Source organism: Pseudomonas sp. GZJR-8 (assembly GCF_002916705.1).
Classification (GTDB): domain Bacteria; phylum Pseudomonadota; class Gammaproteobacteria; order Pseudomonadales; family Pseudomonadaceae; genus Aquipseudomonas; species Aquipseudomonas synxantha_A.
This window is the reverse complement of record NZ_JXSI01000007.1, coordinates 274,398-298,782: the sequence shown is the minus strand read 5'-3', so window position 1 is coordinate 298,782 and position 24,385 is coordinate 274,398. Positions and strand designations below refer to the sequence as shown.

Annotated in this window: 22 protein-coding genes and 1 pseudogene; 13 read left to right on the top strand and 10 right to left on the bottom strand. The window is 60.7% G+C overall.

From position 1 onward, the window contains the following. Positions 1-186 precede the first annotated feature (186 nt). Both TK42_RS16595 and rimI read left to right on the top strand, forming a co-directional pair. Positions 187-933, top strand: a complete 747-nt coding sequence (locus TK42_RS16595; protein ID WP_050549356.1) for a hypothetical protein — start codon at positions 187-189, stop codon at positions 931-933. After that, a complete protein-coding gene (rimI, locus tag TK42_RS16590) occupies positions 926-1,378 on the top strand; it encodes a ribosomal protein S18-alanine N-acetyltransferase (protein WP_003188286.1) in 453 nt (150 codons plus the stop codon). The genes TK42_RS16595 and rimI overlap by 8 nt, the downstream gene beginning before the upstream one ends. Before the next feature lie 58 nt (positions 1,379-1,436). On the opposite strand, the gene TK42_RS16585 is transcribed toward rimI, so the two are convergent. Continuing rightward, the gene (locus TK42_RS16585; protein WP_103734687.1) at positions 1,437-1,841 is read right to left on the bottom strand and encodes a serine kinase/phosphatase; all 405 of its coding nucleotides are present in this window, start codon (positions 1,839-1,841) and stop codon (positions 1,437-1,439) included. Positions 1,842-1,980: 139 nt separating this feature from the next. On the opposite strand from TK42_RS16585, the gene can reads away from it, so the two are divergent. Continuing rightward, complete coding sequence (gene can, locus TK42_RS16580; RefSeq protein WP_005784518.1) at positions 1,981-2,625, top strand: carbonate dehydratase; 645 nt, start codon at positions 1,981-1,983, stop codon at positions 2,623-2,625. Here can and TK42_RS16575 read toward each other — a convergent pair. The 3 genes from TK42_RS16575 to acpA form a co-directional block, all read right to left on the bottom strand. Then, a complete protein-coding gene (locus tag TK42_RS16575; protein WP_032878050.1) occupies positions 2,622-3,137 on the bottom strand; it encodes a hypothetical protein in 516 nt (171 codons plus the stop codon). The two genes, can and TK42_RS16575, sit on opposite strands and share 4 nt — an antisense overlap. A 137-nt stretch (positions 3,138-3,274) precedes the next feature. After that, a complete protein-coding gene (locus tag TK42_RS16570; RefSeq protein ID WP_103734686.1) occupies positions 3,275-4,444 on the bottom strand; it encodes a hypothetical protein in 1,170 nt (389 codons plus the stop codon). 119 nt (positions 4,445-4,563) lie between these two features. Next, positions 4,564-6,264: an acid phosphatase gene (acpA, locus tag TK42_RS16565; protein ID WP_032878048.1), complete on the bottom strand. Its 1,701-nt coding sequence runs from the start codon at positions 6,262-6,264 to the stop codon at positions 4,564-4,566. Between the two features lie 157 nt (positions 6,265-6,421). On the opposite strand from acpA, the gene TK42_RS16560 reads away from it, so the two are divergent. Continuing rightward, entirely contained in the window at positions 6,422-6,712 is a 291-nt protein-coding gene (locus TK42_RS16560; RefSeq protein WP_078820214.1) for a nucleotidyltransferase family protein, read from the top strand. Next, positions 6,709-7,050, top strand: coding sequence for a DUF86 domain-containing protein (locus TK42_RS16555; RefSeq protein WP_103734685.1), 342 nt, complete (start codon positions 6,709-6,711; stop codon positions 7,048-7,050). The genes TK42_RS16560 and TK42_RS16555 overlap by 4 nt, the downstream gene beginning before the upstream one ends. A gap of 38 nt (positions 7,051-7,088) precedes the next feature. Here the strand turns inward: TK42_RS16555 and TK42_RS16550 are convergent, their stop codons facing one another. Further along, positions 7,089-8,507, bottom strand: a complete 1,419-nt coding sequence (locus tag TK42_RS16550; RefSeq protein ID WP_032878044.1) for a short-chain fatty acid transporter — start codon at positions 8,505-8,507, stop codon at positions 7,089-7,091. A 186-nt stretch (positions 8,508-8,693) separates the two neighbouring features. On the opposite strand from TK42_RS16550, the gene TK42_RS16545 reads away from it, so the two are divergent. After that, positions 8,694-9,983: an MFS transporter gene (locus tag TK42_RS16545; protein ID WP_103734684.1), complete on the top strand. Its 1,290-nt coding sequence runs from the start codon at positions 8,694-8,696 to the stop codon at positions 9,981-9,983. Between the two features lie 3 nt (positions 9,984-9,986). Here the strand turns inward: TK42_RS16545 and TK42_RS16540 are convergent, their stop codons facing one another. Continuing rightward, on the bottom strand, positions 9,987-11,357 hold the full coding sequence (locus tag TK42_RS16540; protein WP_103734683.1) for a gluconate:H+ symporter: 1,371 nt from the start codon (positions 11,355-11,357) through the stop codon (positions 9,987-9,989). 217 nt (positions 11,358-11,574) lie between these two features. Here TK42_RS16540 and TK42_RS16535 point away from each other — a divergent pair, with 217 nt between their 5' ends. The 4 genes from TK42_RS16535 (at position 11,575) to TK42_RS16520 (ending at position 18,103) form a co-directional block, all read left to right on the top strand. Then, positions 11,575-12,480 (top strand): cation diffusion facilitator family transporter, encoded by a 906-nt coding sequence (locus tag TK42_RS16535; RefSeq protein ID WP_032878042.1) that lies wholly within the window; start codon positions 11,575-11,577, stop codon positions 12,478-12,480. Between the two features lie 109 nt (positions 12,481-12,589). Continuing rightward, the gene (locus TK42_RS16530; protein ID WP_078820218.1) at positions 12,590-13,816 is read left to right on the top strand and encodes a TolC family protein; all 1,227 of its coding nucleotides are present in this window, start codon (positions 12,590-12,592) and stop codon (positions 13,814-13,816) included. A gap of 19 nt (positions 13,817-13,835) precedes the next feature. Then, positions 13,836-14,942, top strand: coding sequence for an efflux RND transporter periplasmic adaptor subunit (locus TK42_RS16525; protein ID WP_078820219.1), 1,107 nt, complete (start codon positions 13,836-13,838; stop codon positions 14,940-14,942). Positions 14,943-14,959: 17 nt separating this feature from the next. Further along, positions 14,960-18,103: a CusA/CzcA family heavy metal efflux RND transporter gene (locus TK42_RS16520; RefSeq protein ID WP_103734682.1), complete on the top strand. Its 3,144-nt coding sequence runs from the start codon at positions 14,960-14,962 to the stop codon at positions 18,101-18,103. Positions 18,104-18,177: 74 nt separating this feature from the next. Here TK42_RS16520 and TK42_RS16515 read toward each other — a convergent pair whose 3' ends face one another. From TK42_RS16515 to TK42_RS16505, 3 genes are all read right to left on the bottom strand, one after another. Then, positions 18,178-19,632, bottom strand: a complete 1,455-nt coding sequence (locus TK42_RS16515) for a heavy metal sensor histidine kinase (RefSeq protein ID WP_103734681.1) — start codon at positions 19,630-19,632, stop codon at positions 18,178-18,180. Further along, positions 19,629-20,303, bottom strand: a complete 675-nt coding sequence (locus TK42_RS16510) for a heavy metal response regulator transcription factor (RefSeq protein WP_005784544.1) — start codon at positions 20,301-20,303, stop codon at positions 19,629-19,631. The genes TK42_RS16515 and TK42_RS16510 overlap by 4 nt, the downstream gene beginning before the upstream one ends. A gap of 335 nt (positions 20,304-20,638) precedes the next feature. Beyond that, a complete protein-coding gene (locus tag TK42_RS16505) occupies positions 20,639-21,958 on the bottom strand; it encodes an OprD family porin (RefSeq protein WP_103734692.1) in 1,320 nt (439 codons plus the stop codon). 226 nt (positions 21,959-22,184) lie between these two features. Between TK42_RS16505 and TK42_RS16500 the strand changes: the two genes are divergently transcribed. The 3 genes and pseudogenes from TK42_RS16500 (at position 22,185) to TK42_RS27355 (ending at position 23,930) form a co-directional block, all read left to right on the top strand. Further along, positions 22,185-22,517, top strand: a complete 333-nt coding sequence (locus TK42_RS16500; RefSeq protein WP_003188305.1) for a DUF2790 domain-containing protein — start codon at positions 22,185-22,187, stop codon at positions 22,515-22,517. A gap of 96 nt (positions 22,518-22,613) precedes the next feature. After that, positions 22,614-23,390 (top strand): annotated as a pseudogene (locus TK42_RS27360) (PAS domain-containing protein); the annotation flags it as partial. 108 nt (positions 23,391-23,498) lie between these two features. Next, positions 23,499-23,930, top strand: coding sequence for a methyl-accepting chemotaxis protein (locus TK42_RS27355; RefSeq protein ID WP_371920264.1), 432 nt, complete (start codon positions 23,499-23,501; stop codon positions 23,928-23,930). 153 nt (positions 23,931-24,083) lie between these two features. Here TK42_RS27355 and TK42_RS16485 read toward each other — a convergent pair whose 3' ends face one another. After that, positions 24,084-24,320: a hypothetical protein gene (locus TK42_RS16485; protein WP_005784550.1), complete on the bottom strand. Its 237-nt coding sequence runs from the start codon at positions 24,318-24,320 to the stop codon at positions 24,084-24,086. Positions 24,321-24,385: the final 65 nt, after the last annotated feature.

Here is a 24,385-nt window from a genome sequence, read left to right as displayed (position 1 = left end):
GGAATGGCCGGCTGGTTGGCGATTAAAAGTCGCGATTGTACTGCATCAGGCGCGGGATTTATCCACAGCCGGTCAGTGCGCAGTGGGCGATTGTTGCCGAACAGCGGTAGAATCCCCGCTCTTTACTTATCCACAAGTGGCCGAGCTGTGCTTATCGAGTCCCGACGTCGCGCTTACTTGACCGCCATGCAGGTGGTCAACTGGCTGCCCCGCACCGAACTGCCGTTTGCCGCGCCGTCGCGGCCCGAGTTGTTGCAGGCGCTTGAGCCCTATGAGGCGTTCGAGTCGTCGGGGGAAGAGGCTGCCGCGCCCGTGGCGGTGGTCAAGCCCCCAGTCGAAACACGCCCGGTGGTCGAACGGGCAAAGATCGAAGTGCCACGCCCTGCGCCGGTGACCAAGGCTGCCAAGGTGGTGGAGGAGGCCGCGCCGGTGGTCAAGGCACCGGTAGTGCCGCCGCCCCGCTTTGCCCTGCAATTGCTGCGGGCCGGGCGTTGCCTGTTGCTGGTGGAGCTGCCCACCGGCGAGCGCTTCCAGTCCCGCGACCCGGCCTACCTGCTGCTCAAGGACATGCTGCGCGCCGCCGGCCTGCCCGACAGCCCGCAAATCATCGGTGAGCCTGTACGCTGGCCGCTGCTGGTACGCGGCACCATGGACCAGGGCCCGGAAGCTGCGCGGGATTTTGTCCAGGGCTTTGTCTCGGCGCGTCTGGAAGACGAACCCTGCGTGTGCCTGTGGCTGATCGGCTTGCCTGCCGTGCGGTTTGCCGGTGAAGCCAATGCCGAGGCCTGGTACCGCGAACTGCAGGTCGACAGCCTGGGTTCGGTATGGGCCCTGCCGGGTCTGGAATTATTAATGGAAGAGCCACAGCGTAAGGCTGATGTCTGGCAAGCCATGCGCCGGCTGATGGCGCGCTGGAAAACAACTGATGAGTGAGGCTTTATCCTTCCGCCCGATGACCGAGGCCGACCTCGACGCGGTGCTGAAAATCGAATACGCGGCGTTCAGCCATCCCTGGACGCGAGGGATCTTTCTCGACGGGCTGGGCAAGTATCAAATCTGGCTGATGTTCGAAGGTGAGCAGCAGGTGGGCCATGGGGTGGTGCAGATCATTCTCGATGAAGCGCACTTGCTGAACATCACCGTTAAACCGGAAAACCAGGGGCGCGGATTGGGTTTGGCGCTGCTGGAACACCTGATGTCCCGTGCCTACGCGGCCAACGCGCGGGAATGCTTCCTGGAAGTGCGGGACAGCAATACCGGGGCTTTTCGGTTATATGAGCGCTATGGCTTCAATGAGATTGGCCGTCGCCGGGATTATTACCCTGCTGTGGGTGGTCGCGAAGACGCGGTCGTCATGGCTTGCACCCTCGTCGACTAAATACCGGAACCAATGTGGGAGGGAGCAAGCCCCCTCCCACATTTTGAGCTGCGTTGTGTCAGCGTTTGCCGTTGAGCGGATCCAGATCGGCCAGTTCGGCCTCATCCAGGCCATTTCCGCCACCAATATCCTCTTCACCAACAACACTCAGATCGTAGTCCGCCGGGCTGTCTTCTCCTTCCTCCCAAGCATCTCTGGCACCGTCCTCGTGAATCAGCGTTTCCGGGCTCATATCATCATCGGTTGATTCATGATCAGCGGTCGAGGCCCCGGTCATCCCGGCCTCTCGTACCCGTTCGTCGGGCATCAGCTGCTCGCGCTCGCCACGCGGGATTTCATCGCCGATTTCCGCTGTCTGGTCCTCTTCGTCAAAATCCAGCTCGCGCATCGAACCCATGCGGTCTTCGTTGTCGTCGATCGGTTCCGGCTGGGTTGCGCCGTAGGGACGTCGTGATTCAGTCATGGCCAATCCTCATACTGTGGGGCTTATAGTGTGTGGACAGGCGCTGAGCCCCAAAGATTCAAGCTAATTTGCGCCAGGCGTGACCCGGACGAGGGGTTGTCAGTCACAAAACTGCGCATCATTCCTGAGGCTTTCCCTGATGAACGAACTACAAGACCTGCTTGATAACAACGAACGCTGGGCGGATGCGATCAAACAGGAAGATCCCGAATTCTTCGCCAAGCTCGCCCGCCAGCAAACCCCGGAATACCTGTGGATCGGTTGCTCCGACGCGCGGGTGCCGGCCAATGAGATCGTCGGCATGTTGCCCGGTGATCTGTTCGTGCACCGCAACGTGGCTAACGTGGTGCTGCACACCGACCTCAATTGCCTGTCGGTGATTCAGTACGCGGTGGACGTGCTCAAGGTCAAACACATCCTCGTCACGGGGCACTATGGTTGCGGCGGCGTGCGTGCGTCGATGCAGGACCGCCAGTTCGGCCTGATCGACGGCTGGCTGCGCACTATTCGTGATCTCTACTACGAGAACCGCGAACTGTTGGCTCAACTGCCAACTGAAGAAGAACGCGTTGACCGCATGTGTGAACTCAATGTGATCCAGCAGGTGGCCAATGTCGGTCACACCAGCATTGTGCAAAATGCCTGGCATCGTGGGCAGAGCCTGTCGATCCATGGCTGCATCTACGGCATCAAGGACGGTCGCTGGAAGAGCTTGAACACCACCATCAGTGGCTTCGAGCAACTGCCGCCGCAGTACCGCCTGCGTCCGTTGGGCGAAGCCTAGGACCTTTTGTTTTCGCGCCACCAGGCCAGGCCTTGGGCGTTCAACGGCTCTTTGCTGCCGGTGATCCAGCCCCGGCAGTTCAGCTCGCCGCAATGGCAAGCGAACTGCCGGTAAAGCGCGTCTTCAGTAATGGCGTAATCCAGGGTCAGCAGGCTGCCTGCGGTAATGGTGTTCAGGGTCCATAGTTCCATGTACGTGGTGTCCAGGAGCACGTTCGGCTTGCAGGAGTGCCGTATCAGGCCGCAGAACCATCTATCGTACAAGTGAATACGCGGCGACAGTTGCAGCGTATGCGCCCGGCGCTCGCTGACTGCGTAGCCTGAAACCAGAGCGATGCGTACTCGACTGTCAAAGTCGATGCGAGCCTTGATGCCACCCCGCTTGCCATTAGGGTATCGCACGACCTTGAATTGTGCGGTCGAGGGGTAACCCTGTTCCACCTGCAGCGTCTCAAAGGGGTAGAGGCAGTCATTCACTGCCGTTTTAGCCTTATCCATGGCTTGAGTCTTCATCACTCTCCTGAATTGGGCTGCATGGATCTGGGGTGTTCTGACTGCCAGTCTTGCAGCAAGTGGGCGCAAGCCAAGACTCGCCGAAGTTGAAGCCGGTTTCTACTGTCAGATCTGACAGTAGAAACCGCGGGTTCGCGTTAAAGCGCGGGAGAGGTAACAGTGGGGGGCGGCGCGGCGTTTTTCAGCTGCTTCAATTGCGCCTTGATAGGCGGTGTGGCGCACTTGGTATTGGCCTGCTCCGGGGTCAGGTTGCGCACCGAGGTGAAGAACAGCTCACAGGTCTGCTCCTTGCGTGTGACCTGCCAGGTATTCAAGCAGGCTTTGAGCAACACATTCGCATCGCTGGCGGGTTTCTGGCCCATGCCCGCTTGCCAGCAGGCCGCGCTTAAATCCTGCCCCATTACTTTCAATCCGGCCTCGTCGGCCTTTTGTTCATCGCCGTCATAGCTTGCCGGGTCCGCCGCGTACCAGATGTAGCTGGGGTGGTTGGCGCCCAGCACTGACACGCTCGTGCCTGGTGTCGGGCTGATCTGGGTCAGCTCCAGCACGCCGACGTTCTGACCGTATTGTTGCTTGAGCCAACTGCGCACCGGCGCGCCGAACGCCACCATCGGCAGTGAGCCGTTGGCGTGCAGGCTCAGTTCCTTGACCATGCGGGTCTGGTAGTCGGTGAAGTAGCTGTAGACGCTCTCGAGATCCTTGCCTGCGTTGGACGGTGCGGCGATGGGCGCGATATCGATGATGGTCTGGTAAGCCGGTGTCTCGCTGGCCGGGATGCCGTTGTCGGTAAGCAAGGCCGCCCAGCGGTCAGTGGTGGCCGACTCCAGGTAGTCCTGGGCCTGGGTGAGCGAGTAGTCCGGAGGAAAGTGCAGCAGTTCGATGCTCTTGCGGTTCTCCAGGGCCATGCCCAGCGGCAGGAACAGGTACCAGTTATAAGCCCACTTGCCATCGCTGTTGAGCCGGCTGGCACCCTGATAAGCGAGGTCGGCGGTACTGAGCAAGGTGGTCAAGGATTGGCCGTAGGTGTCCGGTACGCCGCTGAAATTCGCCCAGACCTGGCCATCGTGGGTTTTCACACTGACCCTGGCGCGGCTGTAGCCGTCACGCTGCAGGCTCTGGTTCAAGTAGTGCTCAGCGGTCTGCTCCAGCGTCCATGGCCGAAAGCAGATCACGTTGCAGTTATTGGGAAATGCGAATAACTGGGTGACGCGCTGCGTACTGCCCAGAGGCACCTCGATGTCGGCCTGTACGACCGCACTCACCAGCAGTGCGGCGAGGGTGAAGGACAGCCTGGTCGTTTTAAACATAGTTGGTTCCTTGTCAGCGACGCCCGTCTGCGCGGGATAAAAGCCCACCTGCACACAGTAGCGGCTGACCGGGAAAATCGCGTGTTAAATCGCCAGGCATGTCGTTATTGGATAAGCCTCTACGGGTGAAATTGCAAAGCGTTGGTCAGGTCGCCCATGGGCTTCTGGCCGCGGGCGATCATCGCGTCGTCACGCTGCTTGAGGCCGTCCAGAGTCTCCAATTGGAACACTCGGGTGATCAAACGCAGGATCGATGCAGTGTCGTACACCGTGTGGTCAACCGTGCCTTTGCGCGCAAACGGCGACACCACCAGGGCCGGCACCCGCGTGCCCGGGCCCCAGCGGTCACCCTTGGGCGGCGCGACGTGATCCCACCAGCCGCCGTTTTCATCGACGGTGACCACCACCACCATGTTTTTCCACTGCGGGCTCTCTTGCAGCACTTTCAGGGCGCGGGCGATATGGCGGTCGCCCGAGGCCACATCGGCATAACCGGCGTGCATGTTCAGGTTGCCCTGGGGTTTGTAGAAACTCACGGCCGGCAGCTTGCCGGCCTGGGCATCTGCGAAGAACTTGTTCGTGCTTGATTCATCCCCCAAGCCGCCGTCGCGCAGGCGTTTATCACGTTCCGCACGGTTTTGCGGACCTTGCTGCTTGAAGTAGTTGAACGGCTGATGGTGGTACTGGAAGTTCGGGATCTTGGGGATCCCGCCCGAATCCTTGAACTGCTCCAGAGTGGCCTGCCACGCGCCGGCATACCAGGCCCAGTCAACGTTCTTTTTCGACAGCTTGTCGCCAATGTGCTCGTGGGTTTGCGGCACCAGCACATTGGGCAGGTCAGGCTTTGAGTAATCCGGGTTTTGCGGGTCGCGAATCCAGGTGGGCCAATACGGCGGGGCCAGGGTGTTTACGGCGTAACCGTCCGGGGTCAGCGCGCTGGGGCCGAACTGCGGCGGGCCGGTCATGGCGCTGGCCGGGGACGCGTCCAGCGGCTTGAGGCGCGTGTCGGTGGGGTCATCACTTTGCAGCGTGGCGATCTGCGCCTTGGCCACCGATTGCGCGGCATTGGGATAAACCGGCGCCGTGGCGCTGATCAGGTAGTGGTGGTTAAGAAACGAGCCGCCAAATGCGCCCTGGAAAAAGTTATCGCAGAGCACAAACTCCCTGGCAACGTCCCACAGGCGCAGAGAATAACGACTTTGGGCGTAATGGCCCATCACCAGGCCCCCGGCATCGCCCCAGGCGACAAAACCGTCGTTCTTGCCGCCGTTGATCTGCATCTGGTTTTGATAGAACACATGCCACAGGTCGCGGGTTACCAAGCTCAATGGCAGGTCTTCGGCGTTCGGGCCCTTGAGGGCAAACGGTGCGTTGGAAAGGTTTTCCTGGAATTGCACACCGCTGGGGTAGGTCACCCCGTCGACCGTTTGCGGGCCTACTTGCAACACACCGCCCCATGTGGGCGGCAGGCTGGCCAGCACACTACCGTCGCGGTCGCGCTGCCGGGTGTCAGTGGCGGATAACGCCGACAGTGGTTTTTCAAGCCCGGGGAAATCGGCAAACAGGTTGTTGAAGCTGCGGTTCTCGGCGTAGATCACCACCACGGTTTTAACCTGGTCGCTCAAGGCCTTGTCCAGTTCCTGGGGCGTGAGCGGCCTGGCTACCGGTGTGCTCGGCGCTTCGCTGGTATGGCCGCAGGCACTCAAAGTCGCGCCTACCCCCAACACCGCCGCACCGCCGAGGAAGCGCCGACGGCTGGTGTCGACCGGCGTTTTGGGGGCGGAGTCGGGGGTAGGGCGGTCGTTGTGCTCGTCACTCATTGCGGGGGGAGTCCTTGGCGAGATGTTGCAAGATATTTCGCAGGACGGTAGCAATGGAATGTGACGGAACGAAGACACACATGTGATGTGCGGGGCGTGTCTACACAGAGTAAGCGCTGCTAGACTGGGCTTCTAATGCACACCATCGAGGTGAGTCGTGAAACCTTCAACTGCACTTGATCTACAACGAGCAGCTGTCAGAGAAGTGATAGGACGTTTCCAAATATCAAACCCGAGAGTATTTGGGTCTGTATTAACGGGTACCGACCAAGAAGGCAGTGATCTTGATTTGTTGGTTGATGTGCCACCGGGGACAACTCTTTTTGATCTTGGCGGGTTGCAGGTCGAGCTTGAGGACTTGTTAGGCGTCAATGTCGACCTGTTGACGCCTGGCGACTTGCCTTTGAAATTTCGCGCCAAGGTGTTGGCTGAGGCCCGTCCTGTATGACAGAAAATCGCTTAGGGGATTATCTGGAGCACATAAGGCAAGCTGCCACTGACGCTATCACTTTTGTAGAGGGCTTGAGCAAAGAAGAGTTTTTGGAGGACCGGCGAACACAACAAGCTGTGGTCATGAGCCTGATCATCGTTGGTGAAGCGTCGACGAAAATCATGGATCAGCATCCGGACTTCGCGGCACGCCATTCACATATTCCTTGGCGCAATATGCGAGCGATGCGCAACCGAATCGCTCATGGTTACTTCGATATCAACTTGGATGTTGTTTGGGACACGATACAGAGTGCATTACCTGATCTATTGGCACGCCTTCCTGTAAATCCTTGACCGCAGCTGTTCTACCAACAGTTGCGGTCACCCGTTATTCAGGGCATCACAGGCGGCAAATACTTCAACGTCGTCCCCAGCGCCCACAACAAGAACAACACCAGCGGCGTGTGCACCAACAACTGCACAAACGAAAACCCGATCAAGTCCCGCGCCTTCAGCCCCAACACCCCCAGCAGCGGCAGCATATAGAACGGGTTGATCAAGTTCGGCAGTGCCTCGGCGGCGTTGTAGATCTGCACCGCCCAGCCCAGGTGGTATTGCAGGTCATTGGCCACTTGCATCACATAGGGCGCCTCGATAATCCACTTTCCGCCACCCGATGGGATGAAGAAGCCCAGCACCGCCGAATACACGCCCATCAGCAGCGCGTAGGTGTCGTGGGAGGCGATGGAGGTGAAGAACGTCGAGATATGGTGCGCCAGGGTCTGGCCGTCACCGCCCTTGACCACCGTCATCAGTGCGGCAATCGAGCCGTACAGCGGGAACTGGATCAGCACGCCGGTGGTGGTCGGCACCGCACGGGCCACGGCATCGAGGAAGCTGCGCGGGCGCCAGTGCAGCAGGGCGCCGACCATGATGAACAGGAAGTTATAGGTGTTGAGCCCCGAGATGGCGCTGATCGCCGGCTTGGTTGAGAACTCATGGAACAGCCAGCCGGCTGCCAGCAATGCCAGCAATATCGTCAGCAACGGGCTGTGTTCCAGCCATTCGCCAGGACGCGTCGGCGGTTGTGGCTTGGGCAGGTTAAAGGCCGGGTCGACGCCGCAGGCCTTGGCATCCCGGGCACTGTTGGGGCCTGGCGCGGTGGCGTAGGCGATGATCAGCGACACCACGATCAGCGCCAGAAGCAGCACACCGGATTGCCACAGGAAGATCGTTTCGGTGAACGGGATCATCCCGGTGATCGACAGGATCGACGGCGGCAAGCTGGCCGGGTTGGCCTGCAACTGCGCGGCTGACGACGACAGCCCCAACGCCCACACGGCACCGAGGCCCAGGTATGCCGCAGCGCCAGCGGCGCGGTAGTCCATGCGCAAATCGGTACGACGGGCCAACGCCCGCACCAGCAAACCGCCGAACACCAGGGACAAGCCCCAGTTGAGCAACGATGCCACCATGGAAATCAACGCCACCCAGGCTACCGCCGAACGACCGTTCTTGGGGATGCGCGCCAGGCGGTCGATCAACTTCACCGCGGGCGGCGAGCTGGCGACTACATAACCGCCGATCACCACAAACGCCATCTGCATGGTGAACGGAATCAGGCTCCAGAACCCGTCGCCAAATGCCTTGGCCGCTTCGGCGGGCGCTGCGCCCATGCCCAGGGTCGCCACGGCGACGATAATCACCGCGAGGGCGGCAAACACCCAGGAGTCGGGAAACCAGCGCTCGGCAAAATTGGAACAACGCAGAGCAAATCGAGCGTAACGGCTTTCTTCGATAGCATCGGCCATGAAGCTTTCCTCTTGTATTTATTATGGGGTTTGGCAGTTTTACGGCATGTTCCTCTACCCCCATTGATTTGGGAATGTAGTTATCTTCAACGATCAATGAGTAAAACAAATATATCCGTCGTGATTGCCTTCAATGGGTTCAGCTCATAACCTGCACGCCATTTTGTTTGTCTGCCGAGCCTGCACATGACTGCCACCTTTTCCCCACGGGCGCAGCGTTTTTCCCGCTCCGACTACAAAACCCTGGGCCTGGCCGCCCTCGGTGGAGCCCTGGAAATCTACGACTTCATTATTTTTGTGTTTTTCGCGCTGACCCTCAGCCAATTATTTTTCCCCCCGGAAATGCCTGAGTGGCTGCGCCTGTTGCAAAGCTTCGGCATCTTCGTTACTGGCTACCTCGCCCGTCCGCTGGGCGGCATCCTGATGGCGCACTTTGCCGACCACCTGGGGCGCAAGCGCGTATTCAGCTTGAGCATCCTGATGATGGCCTTGCCCTGCCTGCTGATCGGCATCATGCCGACCTACGCGCAGATCGGCTATTTCGCACCCTTGATCCTGCTGGCGCTGCGCGTGCTGCAAGGTGCCGCAGTGGGCGGCGAAGTGCCCAGCGCCTGGACCTTCGTCGCCGAGCACGCGCCGCGCCTGCACCGTGGCTACGCCTTGGGCTTCCTGCAAGCCGGCCTGACCTTCGGTTACCTGCTGGGCGCATTGACTGCCACCTTGCTGGCGCAAGTCTTCACCCCGGCCGAAATCCTCGACTATGCCTGGCGCTTGCCCTTCCTGCTCGGCGGCGTATTCGGCGTGATCGGCGTATGGCTGCGTCGCTGGCTCAGCGAAACCCCGGTGTTCCTCCAAATGCAGGCGCGTCGCCAGGCCGCCGCCGAAATGCCATTACGCACCGTGCTGCGCGAGCATCGCGCCGTGCTGTTGCCGGCCATGATCCTGACCTGCGTACTCACCTCAGCCGTGGTGGTGCTGGTGGTCATCACCCCGACCATGATGCAGAAAACCTTCTGCATGAGCCCCAGCCACACCTTCGCCCTGAGCGCGTTGGGCATCGTCTTCCTGAATATCGGTTGCGTCCTCGCAGGCTTGCTCGTGGACCGCATCGGCGCCTGGCGCGCGGTGCTGGTCTACAGCCTGTTGCTGCCGGTAGGGATTTTTATCCTGTATGCCAGCCTGATCAGCGGCGGTGTGTGGCTGGGCGCGGCGTACGCCGTGGCAGGCTTGAGCTGCGGGGTGGTGGGCGCGGTGCCGTCAGTGATGGTCGGCCTGTTCCCGGCGCAGGTGCGGGTGTCGGGGATTTCCTTCACCTACAACATTGCCTATGCGCTGTGGGCGAGTACTACGCCGCTGCTATTGATCGCGCTGATGCCGACCAGCCCGTGGGTCTGCGTGGGGTATTGCGTGGTGATGGGGGCGGTGGGGGTGGGAAGTGTGGCGTTGTTTGGCAAACGCCACACCTTGGCCGCCTGAAGTTCAGGTCAAGAAGTGCCAGAGCAACAAGGTACCCACCAGCCCAACCACCGAAACAATCGTCTGCAACACCGACCACACCCAGATCGTCTGTTTCAACTGCAAGCCAAAGTACTCGCGCACCATCCAGAACCCGGCGTCGTTGACGTGGCAAAAAAACACCGAACCGGCGCCAATCGCGAGGGCGACCAATGAGCTTTGCGTTGCCGCCAGCCCGGCCATCATCGGCGCGAGGATGCCCGCCGTCGTAGTGGTAGCGACGGTGGCCGAGCCGGTGGCTTGGCGCAGGGCCACGGCGATCAGCCAGGCCAGCAACAGGTAGGGCATGTGCGCGCCTTCGGCGACCTTGCTGATGGTCTGGCTGACGCCTGCGTCCAGCAGGGTTTGCTTGAGGCCGCCACCAGCGCCGATGGTCAGCAGCAACACGGCGATGGGCGCCAGAGCTTTGCGCAGGGTGTTGCCGACGTCGGCGCGTGGCCTGCCTGCGGCCCAGCCGAGGCAAATCACTGCGGCGATGACGGCCAGGCCGAGAGCGATCAGCGGTTCACCGAGGAACTTCAAGGTCAGGCCGAGGGGGCTTTCTGGCGCCAGCGCGACTTTGGCCAGCGTGCTGCCGAGCATCAGGATCACCGGCAACAGAATGATCAGCAACGACACCCCAAAGCTCGGCTGGCGCGGAGCCTTGGGCGGTGCGCTGAACAGCGCGCCAATCTCGGCCGGTTCGTCCACATGCAGGCGCTTGGACAACCAATTGCCGTAGAGCGGCCCGGCCAGGATCACCGCCGGTACCGCCAGGCACAAACCCAGCAACATGGTCAGGCCCAGGTCGGCGTGCAACGCACCCACGGCAATCAGCGGCCCCGGATGCGGCGGCATCAGGGCGTGCAGGGTGGTCATGCCCGCCAATGCCGGGATGGCGATTTTCAGCAGCGGCTGGTTCGAACGCTTAGCCATCACAAAGATGATCGGCACCATCATCACCAGGCCCACTTCAAAGAACAGCGGCAGGCCGATCACCATGGCGACCAGCGCCATCACCCACGGCAATGACTTGCCTTTGCCCAGCCCAAGCAAGGTAGTGGCGATACGGTCGGCTGCACCGGATTCGGCCATCAGCGCGCCGAGCATTGCGCCCAGGGCAATGATAATACCGGCCTCACCCAGAATCGCCCCGGCGCCCTTGCTGAACGCTTTGGCCACTTCCTCTGGTGGTAGACCGGCACCCACACCGGCGATAAAGGTGCCGATCAGAATCGACAGGAACGGCGGCAATTTGGTCGCGCTGATCAGCACGATGATGCTCGCGATGGCCAGCAGGACGCAGAGCATAAGACGGGTGTCGTGAACCATCCACGCGGCAGTCGATAACTCCAAAACGGAACTCCTTATCGAGCAGGTTGGCTAATATGTTTCTTTTTGTTTCGGCTTGAAAAGCATACCTGATAGAACTGCCCCATCGTATCCATGAACGATTTTGGTGCGCTCAACGCTAACGACGTTCTGGCGTGCAGATGACAATTTTGCAAACCATGCCCGTGGATCTGGCCTATAGCTCTATGATCCGTTTCCTCCCAACCCACAAGGACATCCCATGAGCGCAGGACACAGCCACGCCCAAGTACGCGCCGGCCACGAACGCAAGTTGTGGATCGCCCTGGGGCTGACCGGCAGCTTCATGCTGGCCGAAGTCATCGGCGCCTTTATCACCGGCAGCCTGGCACTGTTGTCGGACGCGGCGCACATGATGACCGACGCCCTGGCCCTGGCGATTTCCCTGGTGGCGATCCAGGTCGCCAAGCGCCCGGCAGATCGCAAGCGCACCTTCGGGTATGCGCGGTTCGAGATTCTGGCGGCTGCGTTCAATGCATTGCTGCTGTTCGCCGTGGCGTTCTACATCTTGTACGAGGCTTACCTGCGGCTGCAGACGCCCGCCGAGATCCAGTCCACCGGCATGTTGGTGATTGCGCTGCTGGGGCTGGTCGTCAACCTGATCTCCATGCGCCTGCTCAGCGCGGCCAGCGGCGAGAGCCTTAACGTCAAGGGTGCCTATCTGGAAGTCTGGAGCGACATGCTCGGCTCCGTCGGCGTGATCATTGCCGCGCTGGTGATCATGTTCACCGGCTGGGGGTGGGTCGATTCCGTGGTCGCGGCCGCCATCGGCTTTTGGGTATTGCCGCGCACCTGGACCCTGCTCAAGGCGAGCATGAACATCCTGCTGCAAGGTGTGCCGGAAGGCGTCGATATCGAGCAGGTGGAGCAGGCCATCCGCAGCGTGCCTGGGGTCAGGGACGTGCACGACCTGCACATCTGGGCCCTCACCAGTGGCAAGAATGTGCTGAGTACGCATTTGGTCGCGGATGCATCCCAGGGCACTGAGCAGCAGATCCTCAGCCGAGTGACGGAGTTACTGCACGAGCAATTCGATATTTCCCATGCCACGATCCAGGTCGAGGGCGAGGGTTTTCAGCATGACGATCACGACGACGTGCATGCCTGAGCCTGGCTAACGGATTTGTAATCTTTCACCCACGGCCCTGATAAGTACCGACAGCTACATTGCCCCCGCTGGGACACCTCAGCGACTTCATGGGCGTGGAACTCTCGTTATGGCAATTTCCGTTAGAACACTGTTGGGGGCGGCAGCATTGGCATTGTGGATATCCGCAAACGCCGCCCAGGCACAACCCCTCACCCTCGATGCAGCGCTGCAAACCGCCTTCGCCAACAACCCGGACCTGGCGGCCGCACAATGGGAAATCGACATCGCCCAGGGCGGCCGCCAGCAGGCCGGCTTGATCCCCAACCCGGTGGCCTCCTGGGATGCCGAAGACACCCGCCGCAACAGCCGCACCACCAGTATCAAACTCAGCCAGACCCTGGAACTGGGCGGCAAGCGCGGTGCGCGCATCGAGGTGGCCACCCGCGCCCAGGACGCCGCCGCGCTGACCCTGGAGCAGCGCCGTAACCTGTTGCGCGCCGAGGTCATCGACAGCTACTACGGCGCCCTGCGCGCCCAGGAGCGCCTCGACCTGGCGCAACGCTCCATGACGCTTGCCGAGCGCGGCCTGGTGGTCGCCAACGGGCGTGTCACCGCCGGCAAGTCATCACCGGTGGAAGCTACCCGCGCCCAGGTGCAGGTGTCGGAAATCCGCCTGGAATTGAACCGCGCACAGATTGGCCTCACTGATGCCTACCGTCGCCTGGCCACCAGCACCGGCAGTGCGGCCACCGACTTCCAGGCCGTCGCCACGCCAAACACCTCCGCGCCGGCGTTACCCGCCGCCGCGCCTTTGCTGGCACGTCTTGAGCAAACCGCCGAACTGCGCCTGGCCGAACTCAATATTGTGCAGAACGAAGCCAGCGTGGGCCTGGAAAAAGCCCAGCGCATTCCGGACCTGGATGTGTCCATTGGCAGCCAGTACGACGCCAGCGTGCGCGAGCGGGTCAACCTGGTGGGCGTGTCGATGCCGATCCCGCTGTTCAACCGCAACCAGGGCAACATCCTCGCGGCCACTCGACGCGCCGACCAGGCCCGCGACCTGCGCAACGCCGCCGAGCTGCGCCTGCGCACCGAAACCCGCCAGGCCCTGGACCTGTGGCAAACGGCGAACACCGAAGTGCGTGCGTTCAACCAACAGATCCTGCCTGCCGCACAGAGCGCGGTAGACAGCGCCACCCGTGGTTTCGAGATGGGCAAGTTCAACTTTCTCGACGTGCTCGACGCCCAGCGTACCTTGATCGCGGCCCGCACCCAGTACCTCGCGGCGACGGCCCAGGCCACCGACGCCTGGGTGCGTATCGAACGAATTTACGGCGACCTCGCCCGGTTTTGATTTTTCCTGGAGTTCCCTGATGAACAAAAAACATGGCATGGCGCTCGCCGTCGCCTTGGGCCTGCTGCTATCGGGCTTGGCCCACGCCGAGGAAGAAGAAGGCAAACTTGAACTCACCGAGCAGCAGATCCAGGCCGCCGGTATTCAACTGGCCCAGGCGCAACCGCGCTCGATCAGCACGGTGCTGACGCTGCCCGGCGAGGTGCGTTTTGATGAAGACCGTACCTCCCACATCGTGCCCCGTGCTGCGGGCGTAGTGGAAGCGGTGAACGTCAATCTGGGCCAGTCGGTAAAAAAAGGCGAACTGTTGGCGGTGATCGCCAGCCAGCAGATTTCCGACCAGCGCAGTGAGTTGGCGGCCAGCCAGCGCCGGGTCGAACTGGCGCGTACCACCTTTGAGCGCGAGCGCCAGTTGTGGCAGGACAAAATCTCCGCCGAGCAGGATTACCTGCTGGCGCGGCAAACCCTGCAAGAGGCCGAAATCGCCCTGAACAATGCGCGGCAGAAGATGACCGCCCTCAGCGGCAGCGCAGTTCTGGCCGGTGGCAATCGCTATGAACTGCGGGCGCCGTTCGCCGGGGTGGTGGTGGAAAAACACCTGGGCGTGGGCGAGGTGGTCAGTGAAACCAGCAACGCATTCACGCTCTCGGACCTGTCTCAGGTGTGGGTCACCTTCGGTGTCTTTCCCAAGGACTTGAACAAGGTCCGCGTAGGCAAACCAGTAAAAGTCAGCTCGACGGAAATGGGCACCGAAGTGCTGGGCACCGTGGCGTATGTCGGCAACTTGCTCGGCGAGCAAACGCGTACCGCCACCGTGCGTGTGACGGTGCCCAACCCCGACGACGCCTGGCGTCCTGGTTTATTCGTGGCCGTGCAAGTCGCCACCGATACCTACCAGGCCAAGGTCACCGTACCGCAAGCCGCCATCCAGACCGTCGAGGACAAGCCCTCGGTGTTCGTGCGCACTGCAGAAGGCTTTATCACCCGCCATCTTGAACTGGGCGTCAGTGAAAACGGCTACGTCGAAGTGCGTCAGGGCCTGGAGGCCGGTGCGCAAGTGGCGACGGCTGGCAGCTTCATCCTCAAGTCCGAACTGGGCAAAGGCTCGGCCGAACACGCCCATTGATCTGCGAGTGATTCCCCATGTTTGAGCGCCTTATCCAATTCGCCATCGAGCAGCGCATTATCGTGTTGCTGGCGGTGCTGTTGATGGCCGGTGTCGGCATCGCCAGCTATCAGAAACTGCCCATCGACGCGGTGCCCGATATCACCAACGTGCAGGTGCAGATCAACTCGGCGGCCGCCGGTTTTTCGCCGCTGGAAACCGAGCAGCGCATCACCTTTCCCATCGAAACCGCCATGGCCGGTCTGCCCGGCTTGCAACAGACACGTTCGCTGTCGCGTTCCGGTTTGTCCCAGGTCACGGTGATTTTCAAGGACGGCACCGACCTGTTTTTTGCCCGCCAACTGGTCAACGAGCGCCTGCAAGTGGCCCGAGGACAATTGCCCGATGGCATCGAAACCGCGATGGGGCCGATTTCCACCGGGCTTGGGGAAATTTTCCTGTGGACCGTGGAAGCTGAGGACGGTGCGCGCAAAGAGGACGGTACGCCTTACACCCCCACCGACCTGCGGGTGATCCAGGACTGGATCATCAAACCGCAGCTGCGCAATGTGCCGGGCGTGGCCGAGATCAATACCATTGGCGGCTTCGCCAAGGAATATCAGATCGCACCGGACCCCAAGCGCCTGGCCGCCTACAACCTGACGCTCAACGATCTGGTGACCGCGCTGGAGCGCAACAACGCCAACGTTGGTGCCGGTTATATCGAGCGCAGCGGCGAACAGTTGTTGATCCGCGCGCCGGGGCAAGTGGCGTCTATCGATGACATCGCCAACATTGTCATCACCACCTCGGACGGCACCCCGATTCGTGTGCGCAACGTGGCCCAGGTCGACATTGGCCGCGAGCTGCGCACCGGCGCCGCCACCGAAAACGGCCGCGAAGTAGTACTGGGCACCGTGTTCATGTTGATCGGTGAGAACAGCCGCAGCGTGTCCCAGGCAGTGGCGAAAAAGCTCGAGGAGATCAACCGTTCACTGCCCGAAGGCGTGGTGGCGGTCACCGTCTACGACCGCACCAACCTGGTGGAAAAAGCCATCGCCACCGTGAAGAAGAACCTCTTCGAAGGTGCGTTGCTGGTGGTGGCGGTGTTGTTCCTGTTCCTGGGCAATATCCGTGCGGCGCTGATCACGGCGATGGTGATTCCGCTGGCGATGCTGTTCACCTTCACCGGCATGTTCACCAACAAAGTCAGCGCCAACCTGATGAGCCTCGGTGCGCTGGACTTCGGCATTATCGTCGACGGTGCGGTGGTGATCGTCGAGAACGCCATCCGTCGTCTGGCCCATGCGCAGCAGCGTCACGGCCGCCTGCTGACCCGCAGTGAGCGCCTGCACGAAGTGTTCGCTGCTGCCAAAGAGGCGCGACGGGCGCTGATCTTCGGGCAACTGATCATCATGGTGGTGTACCTGCCGATCTTCGCTCTTACCGGGGTGGCCGGGAAGATGTTCCACCCGATGGCGTTCACGGTGGTGATTGCCTTGCTCGGCGCGATGATTCTGTCGGTGACCTTCGTACCGGCGGCGATTGCGTTGTTCGTCACCGGCAAGGTCAAGGGAGAAGAAAACTTCGTCATGCGCAGCGCACGCCGGGTGTATGACCCAGTGCTCAATTGGGTGATGACGCGCCGCCCCTTGGTATTTGGCCTGGCGCTGCTGACCATCGTCGTATCGGGCCTGGTCGCCAGCCGTATGGGCAGCGAATTTATCCCCAGCCTCAGCGAGGGCGACTTCGCCCAGCAGGCGCTGCGCGTACCTGGCACCAGCCTGACGCAATCGGTGCAGATGCAGCAGCAATTGGAAAAAACCTTGCTGGCCGAAGTGCCGGAAATCGAGCGGGTATTTGCGCGCACCGGTACGGCGGAAATCGCCTCCGACCCGATGCCGCCGAACATCTCCGACAGCTACGTGATGCTCAAACCCAAGGACCAATGGCCGGACCCGAGCAAGTCACGCGAGGCGATCATTGCCGACATCCAACGCGCCAGCGCGATTGTGCCGGGCAGCGTGTATGAGCTGTCGCAACCGATCCAGCTGCGTTTCAACGAGCTGATTTCCGGGGTGCGCAGCGATGTGGCGGTGAAGGTGTTTGGCGATGATATGGCCGTGCTCAACACCACTGCCGGGGAAATCGCCGAGACCTTGCAAAAGCTCAACGGCGCCTCGGAAGTGAAGGTGGAACAGACCTCCGGCCTGCCGGTGCTGACCATCAATATCGACCGCGACAAGGCCGCTCGCTTTGGCCTGAATGTGGGCGATGTGCAGGACACCATCGCTGTCGCCGTCGGTGGGCGTCAGGCCGGTACGTTGTACGAAGGTGATCGGCGTTTCGATATGGTCGTGCGCTTGTCCGACGCACTGCGCACAGACATCGAAGGCTTGTCACGGCTATTGATTCCGGTGCCGGCGCTGGCCGGTAGTACCTCGGGACAACTGGGCTTTATCGCCTTGTCCCAGGTCGCCAGCCTCGACCTGGTGCTGGGCCCCAACCAGATCAGTCGCGAGAATGGCAAGCGCCTGGTGATCGTCAGCGCCAACGTGCGTGGGCGTGATATCGGCTCGTTTGTCGAGGAAGCCGAAGCGGCCATTGCCACTCAGGTGAAAGTGCCCGCCGGTTACTGGACCACCTGGGGCGGGCAATTCGAGCAGTTGAAAGAAGCCTCCGAGCGCCTGCGTATCGTGGTGCCGGTGGCGTTGCTGCTGGTGTTCGGCCTGCTGTTCATGATGTTCAACAACCTCAAGGATGGCTTGCTGGTGTTCACCGGGATTCCGTTCGCGTTGACTGGTGGAATCATGGCGCTGTGGCTGCGGGATATTCCGCTATCGATTTCGGCGGGGGTGGGCTTTATCGCTTTGTCGGGTGTGGCGGTGCTGAACGGCCTGGTGATGATCGCCTTTATCCGCAACCTGCGCGAAGAAGGGCGCTCGTTAGCGGTGGCGATCCACGAAGGCGCGCTGACCCGCTTGCGCCCGGTGCTTATGACTGCGCTGGTGGCGTCCCTCGGGTTTATCCCCATGGCACTCGCCACCGGCACCGGCGCCGAAGTACAACGCCCGTTGGCAACGGTGGTGATTGGCGGGATTATTTCCTCGACCTTGCTGACGTTGCTGGTGCTACCAGCGTTGTACCAATGGGCTCATCGCCGTGAAGAAGAGGCCGAATAACAATCTTGAATGCACCACACAACCAATGTGGGAGGGGCGGTGCGACGATTCGACTTGCTCCCGATAGCGGCAGGTCAGTTGATACATGTGTTGACTGACACACTGCCATCGGGGGCGAGCCCCCTCCCACATGAGATCTCTGTTGTTTGCAAAGGAAACACCAGGCTAAACCGTGTGAAACGCCCAGGTTGGCTGGTGACATGAGCATGCCCCTGATGCAAATGCATGATCGATTTCACTATGGCCAACCCCAGCCCGTTGCCGCCTTCGGCGCGGGTTCGGCTGCTGTCGGCGCGGTAGAAACGTTCGAACAGGTGCGGCAGGTGGTGCGCGTCGATGCCTCGGCCGGGGTTGCCCACCGACAGCGACACGCTCTGGCCATAGGTTTCCACCAACAGCAGGATGCTCGAACCTTCTGGCGTATGGCGTATGGCATTGGAGAGCAAATTGGAAATCGCCCGCTGGATCATCAGACGATCCCCCGTCACCCAGGCCTCGCCGCGCAGGCTCAGGGTGACTTGCTTGTCTTCGGCACTCAGGGCAAACAGCTCCATCACTCGCTCGGCCTCTTGCCCCAGGGATACGTCGGTGAATGACGCCCGCGCCGCCGGATGGCTGACCTGGGCAAGGAACAGCATGTCGCTGACAATACGCCCCAGGCGTTCAAGCTCTTCGGTGCTGGATTCCAGCACTGCCTTGTATTCCTCCGGCGGGCGCTGGCGCGACAGGGTCAGTTGAGCCTTGCCCATCAGGTTGGTCAGCGGGGCGCGCAGTTCGTGGGCCAGGTCATCGGAGAATTGCGAGAGTTGCTGTACGCCCGCATCCAGGCGGTCGAGCATCACGTTGAAGCCTTGGGCCAGTTCCCCCAGTTCGTGGGGCAAATTGTCGACGGACAAACGGTGTGTCAGGTCCTGGGTGGTGACCTTCGCCGCCACCTGGCTGAATTGCTTCAACGGCGCCAAGCCGCGTTGTACCAACCACCAGGCGCCCATGCCGATCAGTATCAACAGCAGCGGCAGCGCAATCAGCGTGGCGCGCAGATAGGCGCTGAGCAGTGCCTGGTCGTCTCTGCGGTCCAGGGACAGCAGCACCCGCACGCGTTCACCGCTGGCCAGGCGCATCAGGCTGGAGGCGCTGAGCACCTGGTTGCCGTCGCTGTCGGTCCAGTTCAGGTAGCCGAGGGTTTCCCGCGGTTTGAAGTCGGTGAGCAACGGCGATTGTGGCTTGGCGCCGATGTTCAGTAACACGCGGGTGTCGGGCGCGGTGCCGACGATGGTCAGGTAGAAATTGTCGTGGCCGATGACCAGGTCCAGCAGCGCATGGGGACGAGCGCGAATGGCCTGGGCGTCGAGCCCCAGGGACAGGCTGTGCTGGAGCTGCTCCATCTTGCTTTCCAGGCCCTTGCGCGCCAGTTTTTCCAGTTCATGGGTGAGGGCCAGGTAGGCCAGGGTGGCCAGCAGCAAGACCAGGCCCGCGCCCATCAGGCTGACGGTCAAACCCAGGCGCATCGACAGGCTGCCGGTTTTCATGGACGCGCCTCCAGCACGTAGCCGACGCCGCGAATGGTGTGGATCAGCTTGACCTCGCTCTGGTCGTCGACCTTGGCGCGCAGGCGGCTGATGGAGACTTCCACCACATTGGTGTCGCAGTCGAAATTCATGTCCCATACCAGCGAAATAATCTGCGTGCGGGTCAGCACTTCACCGCTCTGGCGCATCAGCACCTGCAGCAGGGCGAATTCCTTGGTGGTCAGGTCGATGCGCCGAGTGCCGCGATAGGCGCGGTGGCGACGCGGGTCCAGTTCCAGGTCCGAGACGCGGAACACTTCCGGCTGGGGGATGTGTTCGCTGCGCCGCAACAGGGTGCGCACCCGCGCCAGCAGCTCGGGGAACTCGAACGGCTTGACCAGGTAATCGTCGGCGCCCATGTCCAGGCCCTTGATCTTGTCCGCCAGCCTGCCGCGGGCCGTGAGCATCATCACCCGCTGGTTGCCGTTGCGGCGCAGTTGTTCCAGCACTTGCCAGCCATCCTTGCCCGGCAGGTTGACGTCCAGAATCACCAGCTCGTAGGCATGCTGCTCGGCCAGGTGCAGGCCATCAATGCCATTGGCGGCGCAGTCGGCCACGTAGCCGCTTTCGTTCAAACCCTGTCGCAAATAGTCAGCGGTTTTTTGCTCGTCCTCAATCACAAGGATACGCATGGGGGTTACCTCTTGAATGATGGAGAGAAGGCGCCCATGTCCTTATGGCGGCTGTTATCAAAGTGGGAAAAGTCTGAAGGCTAAAGTAGCTTTAGGGTCAACTGCGACCATCGGTCGCATAGCCCGGCGCACAAAAAAAACGCCCCAAGCGGGGCGTTAAAAATTCATCTCTTTCCAAAGGAGCTACACAAAAGCTTCAGAGATGAACGTGCTCGGTAAATAAGTTGGCGCGAGTATAGAAAGTTGAAACTAACGAGAAGCTGAGGCCAATATTACAATTTTGATAACCGGCTATTTGTGAACAGATGTTAGTTAATCGCGAGCGAATGTAAGTGTCACAAAACGGCCAGTGGATATTCGGCGATCAAGCGAACTTCTTCCAGATCGGACTCAAAGGCACTGGAGCGCACGGTGGCCTGGCGCAAGCGCAGGGACAAATCCTTGAAACGCCCACTTTGCACCACGTACTTGGCCTCGATATCCCGTTCCCAACGGCGTTGATCGGTCAGCGGGTTACCCACCGCATCGCGACGCATATACACGGCGTTGGCATTGCTGTAGTCGGCGCCGGTGCCCTTGCCGTAACGGGTCATGAACGACAGGCCCGGGATGCCGAACGTCTGCATGTCCAGGTCGTAGCGCACCATCCATGAGCGCTCCTTGGGCGAATTGAAGTCGCTGTACTGGATCGAGTTGTTGAGGAAGATCGAATCAGACTGGCGCAGGTAGTCGAAGTCATCGTCGCCATTGTTGCGCTGGTGCGACACGGCCACGCTATGGGCGCCGACCTTGACCCCAAGCCTGGCGCTCCAGATGTTGTTGTCGAATTCGCCGAGCCGTTTCTTGCCCTCGTCCACGGCCTTGTAGTAGTTGACGTCGCCGAACAGAGACACGTCGTCGGTCAATGCGTAATTGGCATTGCTGCCGACGTAGTACTGGTCCCACGCGTCCTTCAAGCGGCTGCTGTAAAGGCTAAAACCCAAGTGGCTGTTGAGCTGGTAGTCACCGCCGAAGTAGGCGATCCAGGGCGAGTCGACCTTGCCTGCATAGAAGGTGGCAAAGCCTTTGTTCGTCCCGCTTTCATTGGGCTGGCTCATGCCGCTCAAGCGTCCGCCTTGCAAGCTCAGGCCATTCAGGCTGTTGTTTTGTACGGTGAAACCGCGAAAGCTTTGGGGCAATACCCGTGAATCGCCGTACGCCACAACGGGCGTCAGCGGGAATACGTCGCCGGCCTTGATCACGGTGTCCAATACACGCAGTTTCGCCGCTCCGCCGAGTTTGCTGTAGCGGTTTTCGGGCTGATTGGTGTTGTCCACCGGCAACACACCGAACGAGCCCTTGCCGCCACTACGGCCTGCACCGGAGTCGAGCTTGAGCCCCAGCATGGCAAACGCGTCCAGGCCAAACCCCACGGTGCCTTGGGTAAAGCCGGATTCGAACCGGCTGATCAGCCCCTGCGCCCAGGCTTCGGAATAGCCGTTACCGGTGGGGCTGGATTGGCCCTTGCGATCGTCGCGATTGAAGTAAAAATTGCGCGCCAGTACGTTCAGGCTACTGCCTTCGATAAAACCGTCGGGCTTTTCCTGCCCTGCCGCCACGGCCAGGGGCAACGCGGCCATCAGTGAAAAGGGAAGGGTGTAGTGACGAATATTCATGATGCGCTCCTCGGTGATGGCAGTTATCGGCTTCTTATAGAGGCAGGCGTTCTTATTGATCTGGCCCAGGCTGATAGTTGCAAACGGCGTATAACAGGCGCATTGCATGAAGATTACGATTCTGGAAACTAACGGCCATCTAACAAATAAGTAATGTTCTGGTGAACTTGGCGTCAGGGTGGGTTGGTTAATCTCGACACTGAACTTTTCAGTCGAGGAAACCGCAATGAACTTTTATAAAGTAGGTGTGGCTGTATTAACGGCTGTGTTGTCATTTGGCGCACTGGCCGAAGGGGGCGGGGATCGCACCTTTGCCCTGATGATGGAGCGCAATGAGAAAGCCATGGCCGCCTACGCGATCAAAAAAGGCAAGCCGGTGCCCGAGGTTCAGGCTTACCGCTATGGCATGGACCTGGACATTGCCAAGGTCGTCAACGTGACGCCGCCGATCCGCTCGTGCAACGTCGTGCCGTCGCGCATGACCTATGAAGACTCCAGCGGCAAGCTCAATACCCTGGAATATCAGGTCATGGGCGTATGCCGTAACAATGGCGGTTGAAAATATAGTTCGGCCCAGGGCTCAAGCGCTCTTCAGAAAACCCCGGCAGCGCCGATGCAAGTTAGAACACCCACCTCACTTGCCTAACGGTGCCCCATGTTCAATACCGGCCTGAAGCAGGAGCTGACCGCTCTGCGCGAAGAATTGTCGAGCTTGCTCCAGGTGAAAGAGAGCCTGGAAAACGAAATGCTCTGCCTGACACTGGACCCTGAAGGCCGTGTGGAGTGGGCCAATGCCAACTTCCTGCAGGAACTGGCTTACTCGCTGGGCGAGATTGTCGGGCGCGCGATCGAAGACCTGGTGCCGGCACATGTGCGCCAGGACGAGTTCCAACTGCGCTTCAAGCACGCGCTGGCCCGCGGGGAACACTTTGCCGGCGCCGTGCGCCTGATGCGTGGCAATGGCAAAGAAGCCTGGTTGCGCTCAATCTTGCAGCCGGTGCGCAGTTCACAGGGGCGCATCAAGCAGTTTTCGATGTTCTCCAGCGACCTTACCCGCACCATCGAGAGTTCGCGTGAACATGAAAACCTCATCACCGCGCTAATGCGCTCCACCGCGTTGATCGAGTTCGACCTGGACGGGCATGTGCTCACCGCCAATGACCGCTTCCTCGGCGCCATGGGGTACAGCCTGGCGCAGATCCAGGGTAAACATCACCGTATGTTCTGCGAACCGCAGGAATACAACAGCGCCGAGTACCAGCAGTTCTGGAAGCGCTTGAACGCCGGTGAGTTCGTGGCGGCGCGCTTCAAGCGCGTGGACAGCCACGGTCGCCTGGTGTGGTTGGAAGCCACCTATAACCCTGTGCTGGACGCCAACGAACGGCTGTACAAAGTGGTCAAGTTCGCCACGGTGATCACCGACCAGGTTAACCGCGAGCAAGCGGTGGCCGAGGCCGCCAACATTGCCTACAGCACCTCCTTGCAAACTGACGACAGCGCCCAGCGCGGCACCACCGTGGTCACCCAGGCGGTGGACGTGATGCGCGACCTGGCCCAACACATGCAACAGGCTGGCGAAGGTATCGAGGCGCTGAATGCCCAGTCCCAGGTGATCGGCAGCATCGTCAAGACCATCAGTGGCATTGCCGAGCAGACCAACCTGCTGGCGCTCAACGCCGCCATCGAAGCCGCGCGTGCCGGTGAGCAGGGGCGTGGCTTTGCGGTGGTGGCCGATGAAGTGCGGCAACTGGCTTCACGCACCAGCAAAGCCACCGAGGAAATCGTCGGCGTAGTGCGCCAGAACCAGGACATGGCCCGCGATGCGGTTGCGCTGATGGCCGACGGTCGCCTGCAAGCCGAGCAAGGCCTGGCCCTGGCAGCCGAGGCGGGTACGGTGATTGTGGAAATTCAGGACGGTGCGCAAAAAGTGGTGAGTGCGGTCGGGCAGTTTGCCAATCAGTTGTCGAGCTAAAGAGCACGTTCGGACACCAAACTCGATTTTGGCGACAACAGAACCCAAATGTGGGAGCTGGCTTGCCTGCGATAGCATCGCCTCGGTGTATCTGATGTACCGAGGTGTCTGCATCGCAGGCAAGCCAGCTCCCACATGAGTTTTGTCGTGTTTTCAGGTGCGCGGCATGCACTCGATGGTGCGGTTTAGCACGGTCTTGGCCATCTCCAGCAAATGCCACGCGGCATGGATTCTGGCGCGGTCATGGGGTTGCAGGTGATCGCAACAGTCCCACACGGTGGCAGAGGCGCTGTTGATCAGGTGTGAGATATAGAGTTGAGCGTCTTCGAAGCTGAGGTCTTCGTTGACGACGAGGCAGTCCATGGGTGGATCGGGAAGTGCTTTGGTCATGGTGTAACTCCTATTGGGCATGGGAGCGACCACCAACGCTGCTAAACGTAGGGTGGCAGCTGTAC

What these genes read in the sequence shown, in the direction of transcription:
- TK42_RS16555 (WP_103734685.1), top strand. Translation starts at nt 6,709, where the DNA reads ATGACAGAAAATCGCTTAGGGGATTATCTGGAGCACATAAGGCAAGCT.
- TK42_RS16500 (WP_003188305.1), top strand. Translation starts at nt 22,185, where the DNA reads ATGAACTTTTATAAAGTAGGTGTGGCTGTATTAACGGCTGTGTTGTCA.
- TK42_RS16485 (WP_005784550.1), bottom strand. Translation starts at nt 24,320, where the DNA reads ATGACCAAAGCACTTCCCGATCCACCCATGGACTGCCTCGTCGTCAAC.
- acpA (WP_032878048.1), bottom strand. Translation starts at nt 6,264, where the DNA reads ATGAGTGACGAGCACAACGACCGCCCTACCCCCGACTCCGCCCCCAAA.
- TK42_RS16510 (WP_005784544.1), bottom strand. Translation starts at nt 20,303, where the DNA reads ATGCGTATCCTTGTGATTGAGGACGAGCAAAAAACCGCTGACTATTTG.
- TK42_RS27355 (WP_371920264.1), top strand. Translation starts at nt 23,499, where the DNA reads ATGCGCGACCTGGCCCAACACATGCAACAGGCTGGCGAAGGTATCGAG.
- can (WP_005784518.1), top strand. Translation starts at nt 1,981, where the DNA reads ATGAACGAACTACAAGACCTGCTTGATAACAACGAACGCTGGGCGGAT.
- TK42_RS16570 (WP_103734686.1), bottom strand. Translation starts at nt 4,444, where the DNA reads ATGTTTAAAACGACCAGGCTGTCCTTCACCCTCGCCGCACTGCTGGTG.
- TK42_RS16585 (WP_103734687.1), bottom strand. Translation starts at nt 1,841, where the DNA reads ATGACTGAATCACGACGTCCCTACGGCGCAACCCAGCCGGAACCGATC.
- TK42_RS16535 (WP_032878042.1), top strand. Translation starts at nt 11,575, where the DNA reads ATGAGCGCAGGACACAGCCACGCCCAAGTACGCGCCGGCCACGAACGC.
- TK42_RS16505 (WP_103734692.1), bottom strand. Translation starts at nt 21,958, where the DNA reads ATGAATATTCGTCACTACACCCTTCCCTTTTCACTGATGGCCGCGTTG.
- TK42_RS16520 (WP_103734682.1), top strand. Translation starts at nt 14,960, where the DNA reads ATGTTTGAGCGCCTTATCCAATTCGCCATCGAGCAGCGCATTATCGTG.
- TK42_RS16545 (WP_103734684.1), top strand. Translation starts at nt 8,694, where the DNA reads ATGACTGCCACCTTTTCCCCACGGGCGCAGCGTTTTTCCCGCTCCGAC.
- TK42_RS16595 (WP_050549356.1), top strand. Translation starts at nt 187, where the DNA reads ATGCAGGTGGTCAACTGGCTGCCCCGCACCGAACTGCCGTTTGCCGCG.
- TK42_RS16575 (WP_032878050.1), bottom strand. Translation starts at nt 3,137, where the DNA reads ATGAAGACTCAAGCCATGGATAAGGCTAAAACGGCAGTGAATGACTGC.
- rimI (WP_003188286.1), top strand. Translation starts at nt 926, where the DNA reads ATGAGTGAGGCTTTATCCTTCCGCCCGATGACCGAGGCCGACCTCGAC.
- TK42_RS16515 (WP_103734681.1), bottom strand. Translation starts at nt 19,632, where the DNA reads ATGAAAACCGGCAGCCTGTCGATGCGCCTGGGTTTGACCGTCAGCCTG.
- TK42_RS16530 (WP_078820218.1), top strand. Translation starts at nt 12,590, where the DNA reads ATGGCAATTTCCGTTAGAACACTGTTGGGGGCGGCAGCATTGGCATTG.
- TK42_RS16525 (WP_078820219.1), top strand. Translation starts at nt 13,836, where the DNA reads ATGAACAAAAAACATGGCATGGCGCTCGCCGTCGCCTTGGGCCTGCTG.
- TK42_RS16550 (WP_032878044.1), bottom strand. Translation starts at nt 8,507, where the DNA reads ATGGCCGATGCTATCGAAGAAAGCCGTTACGCTCGATTTGCTCTGCGT.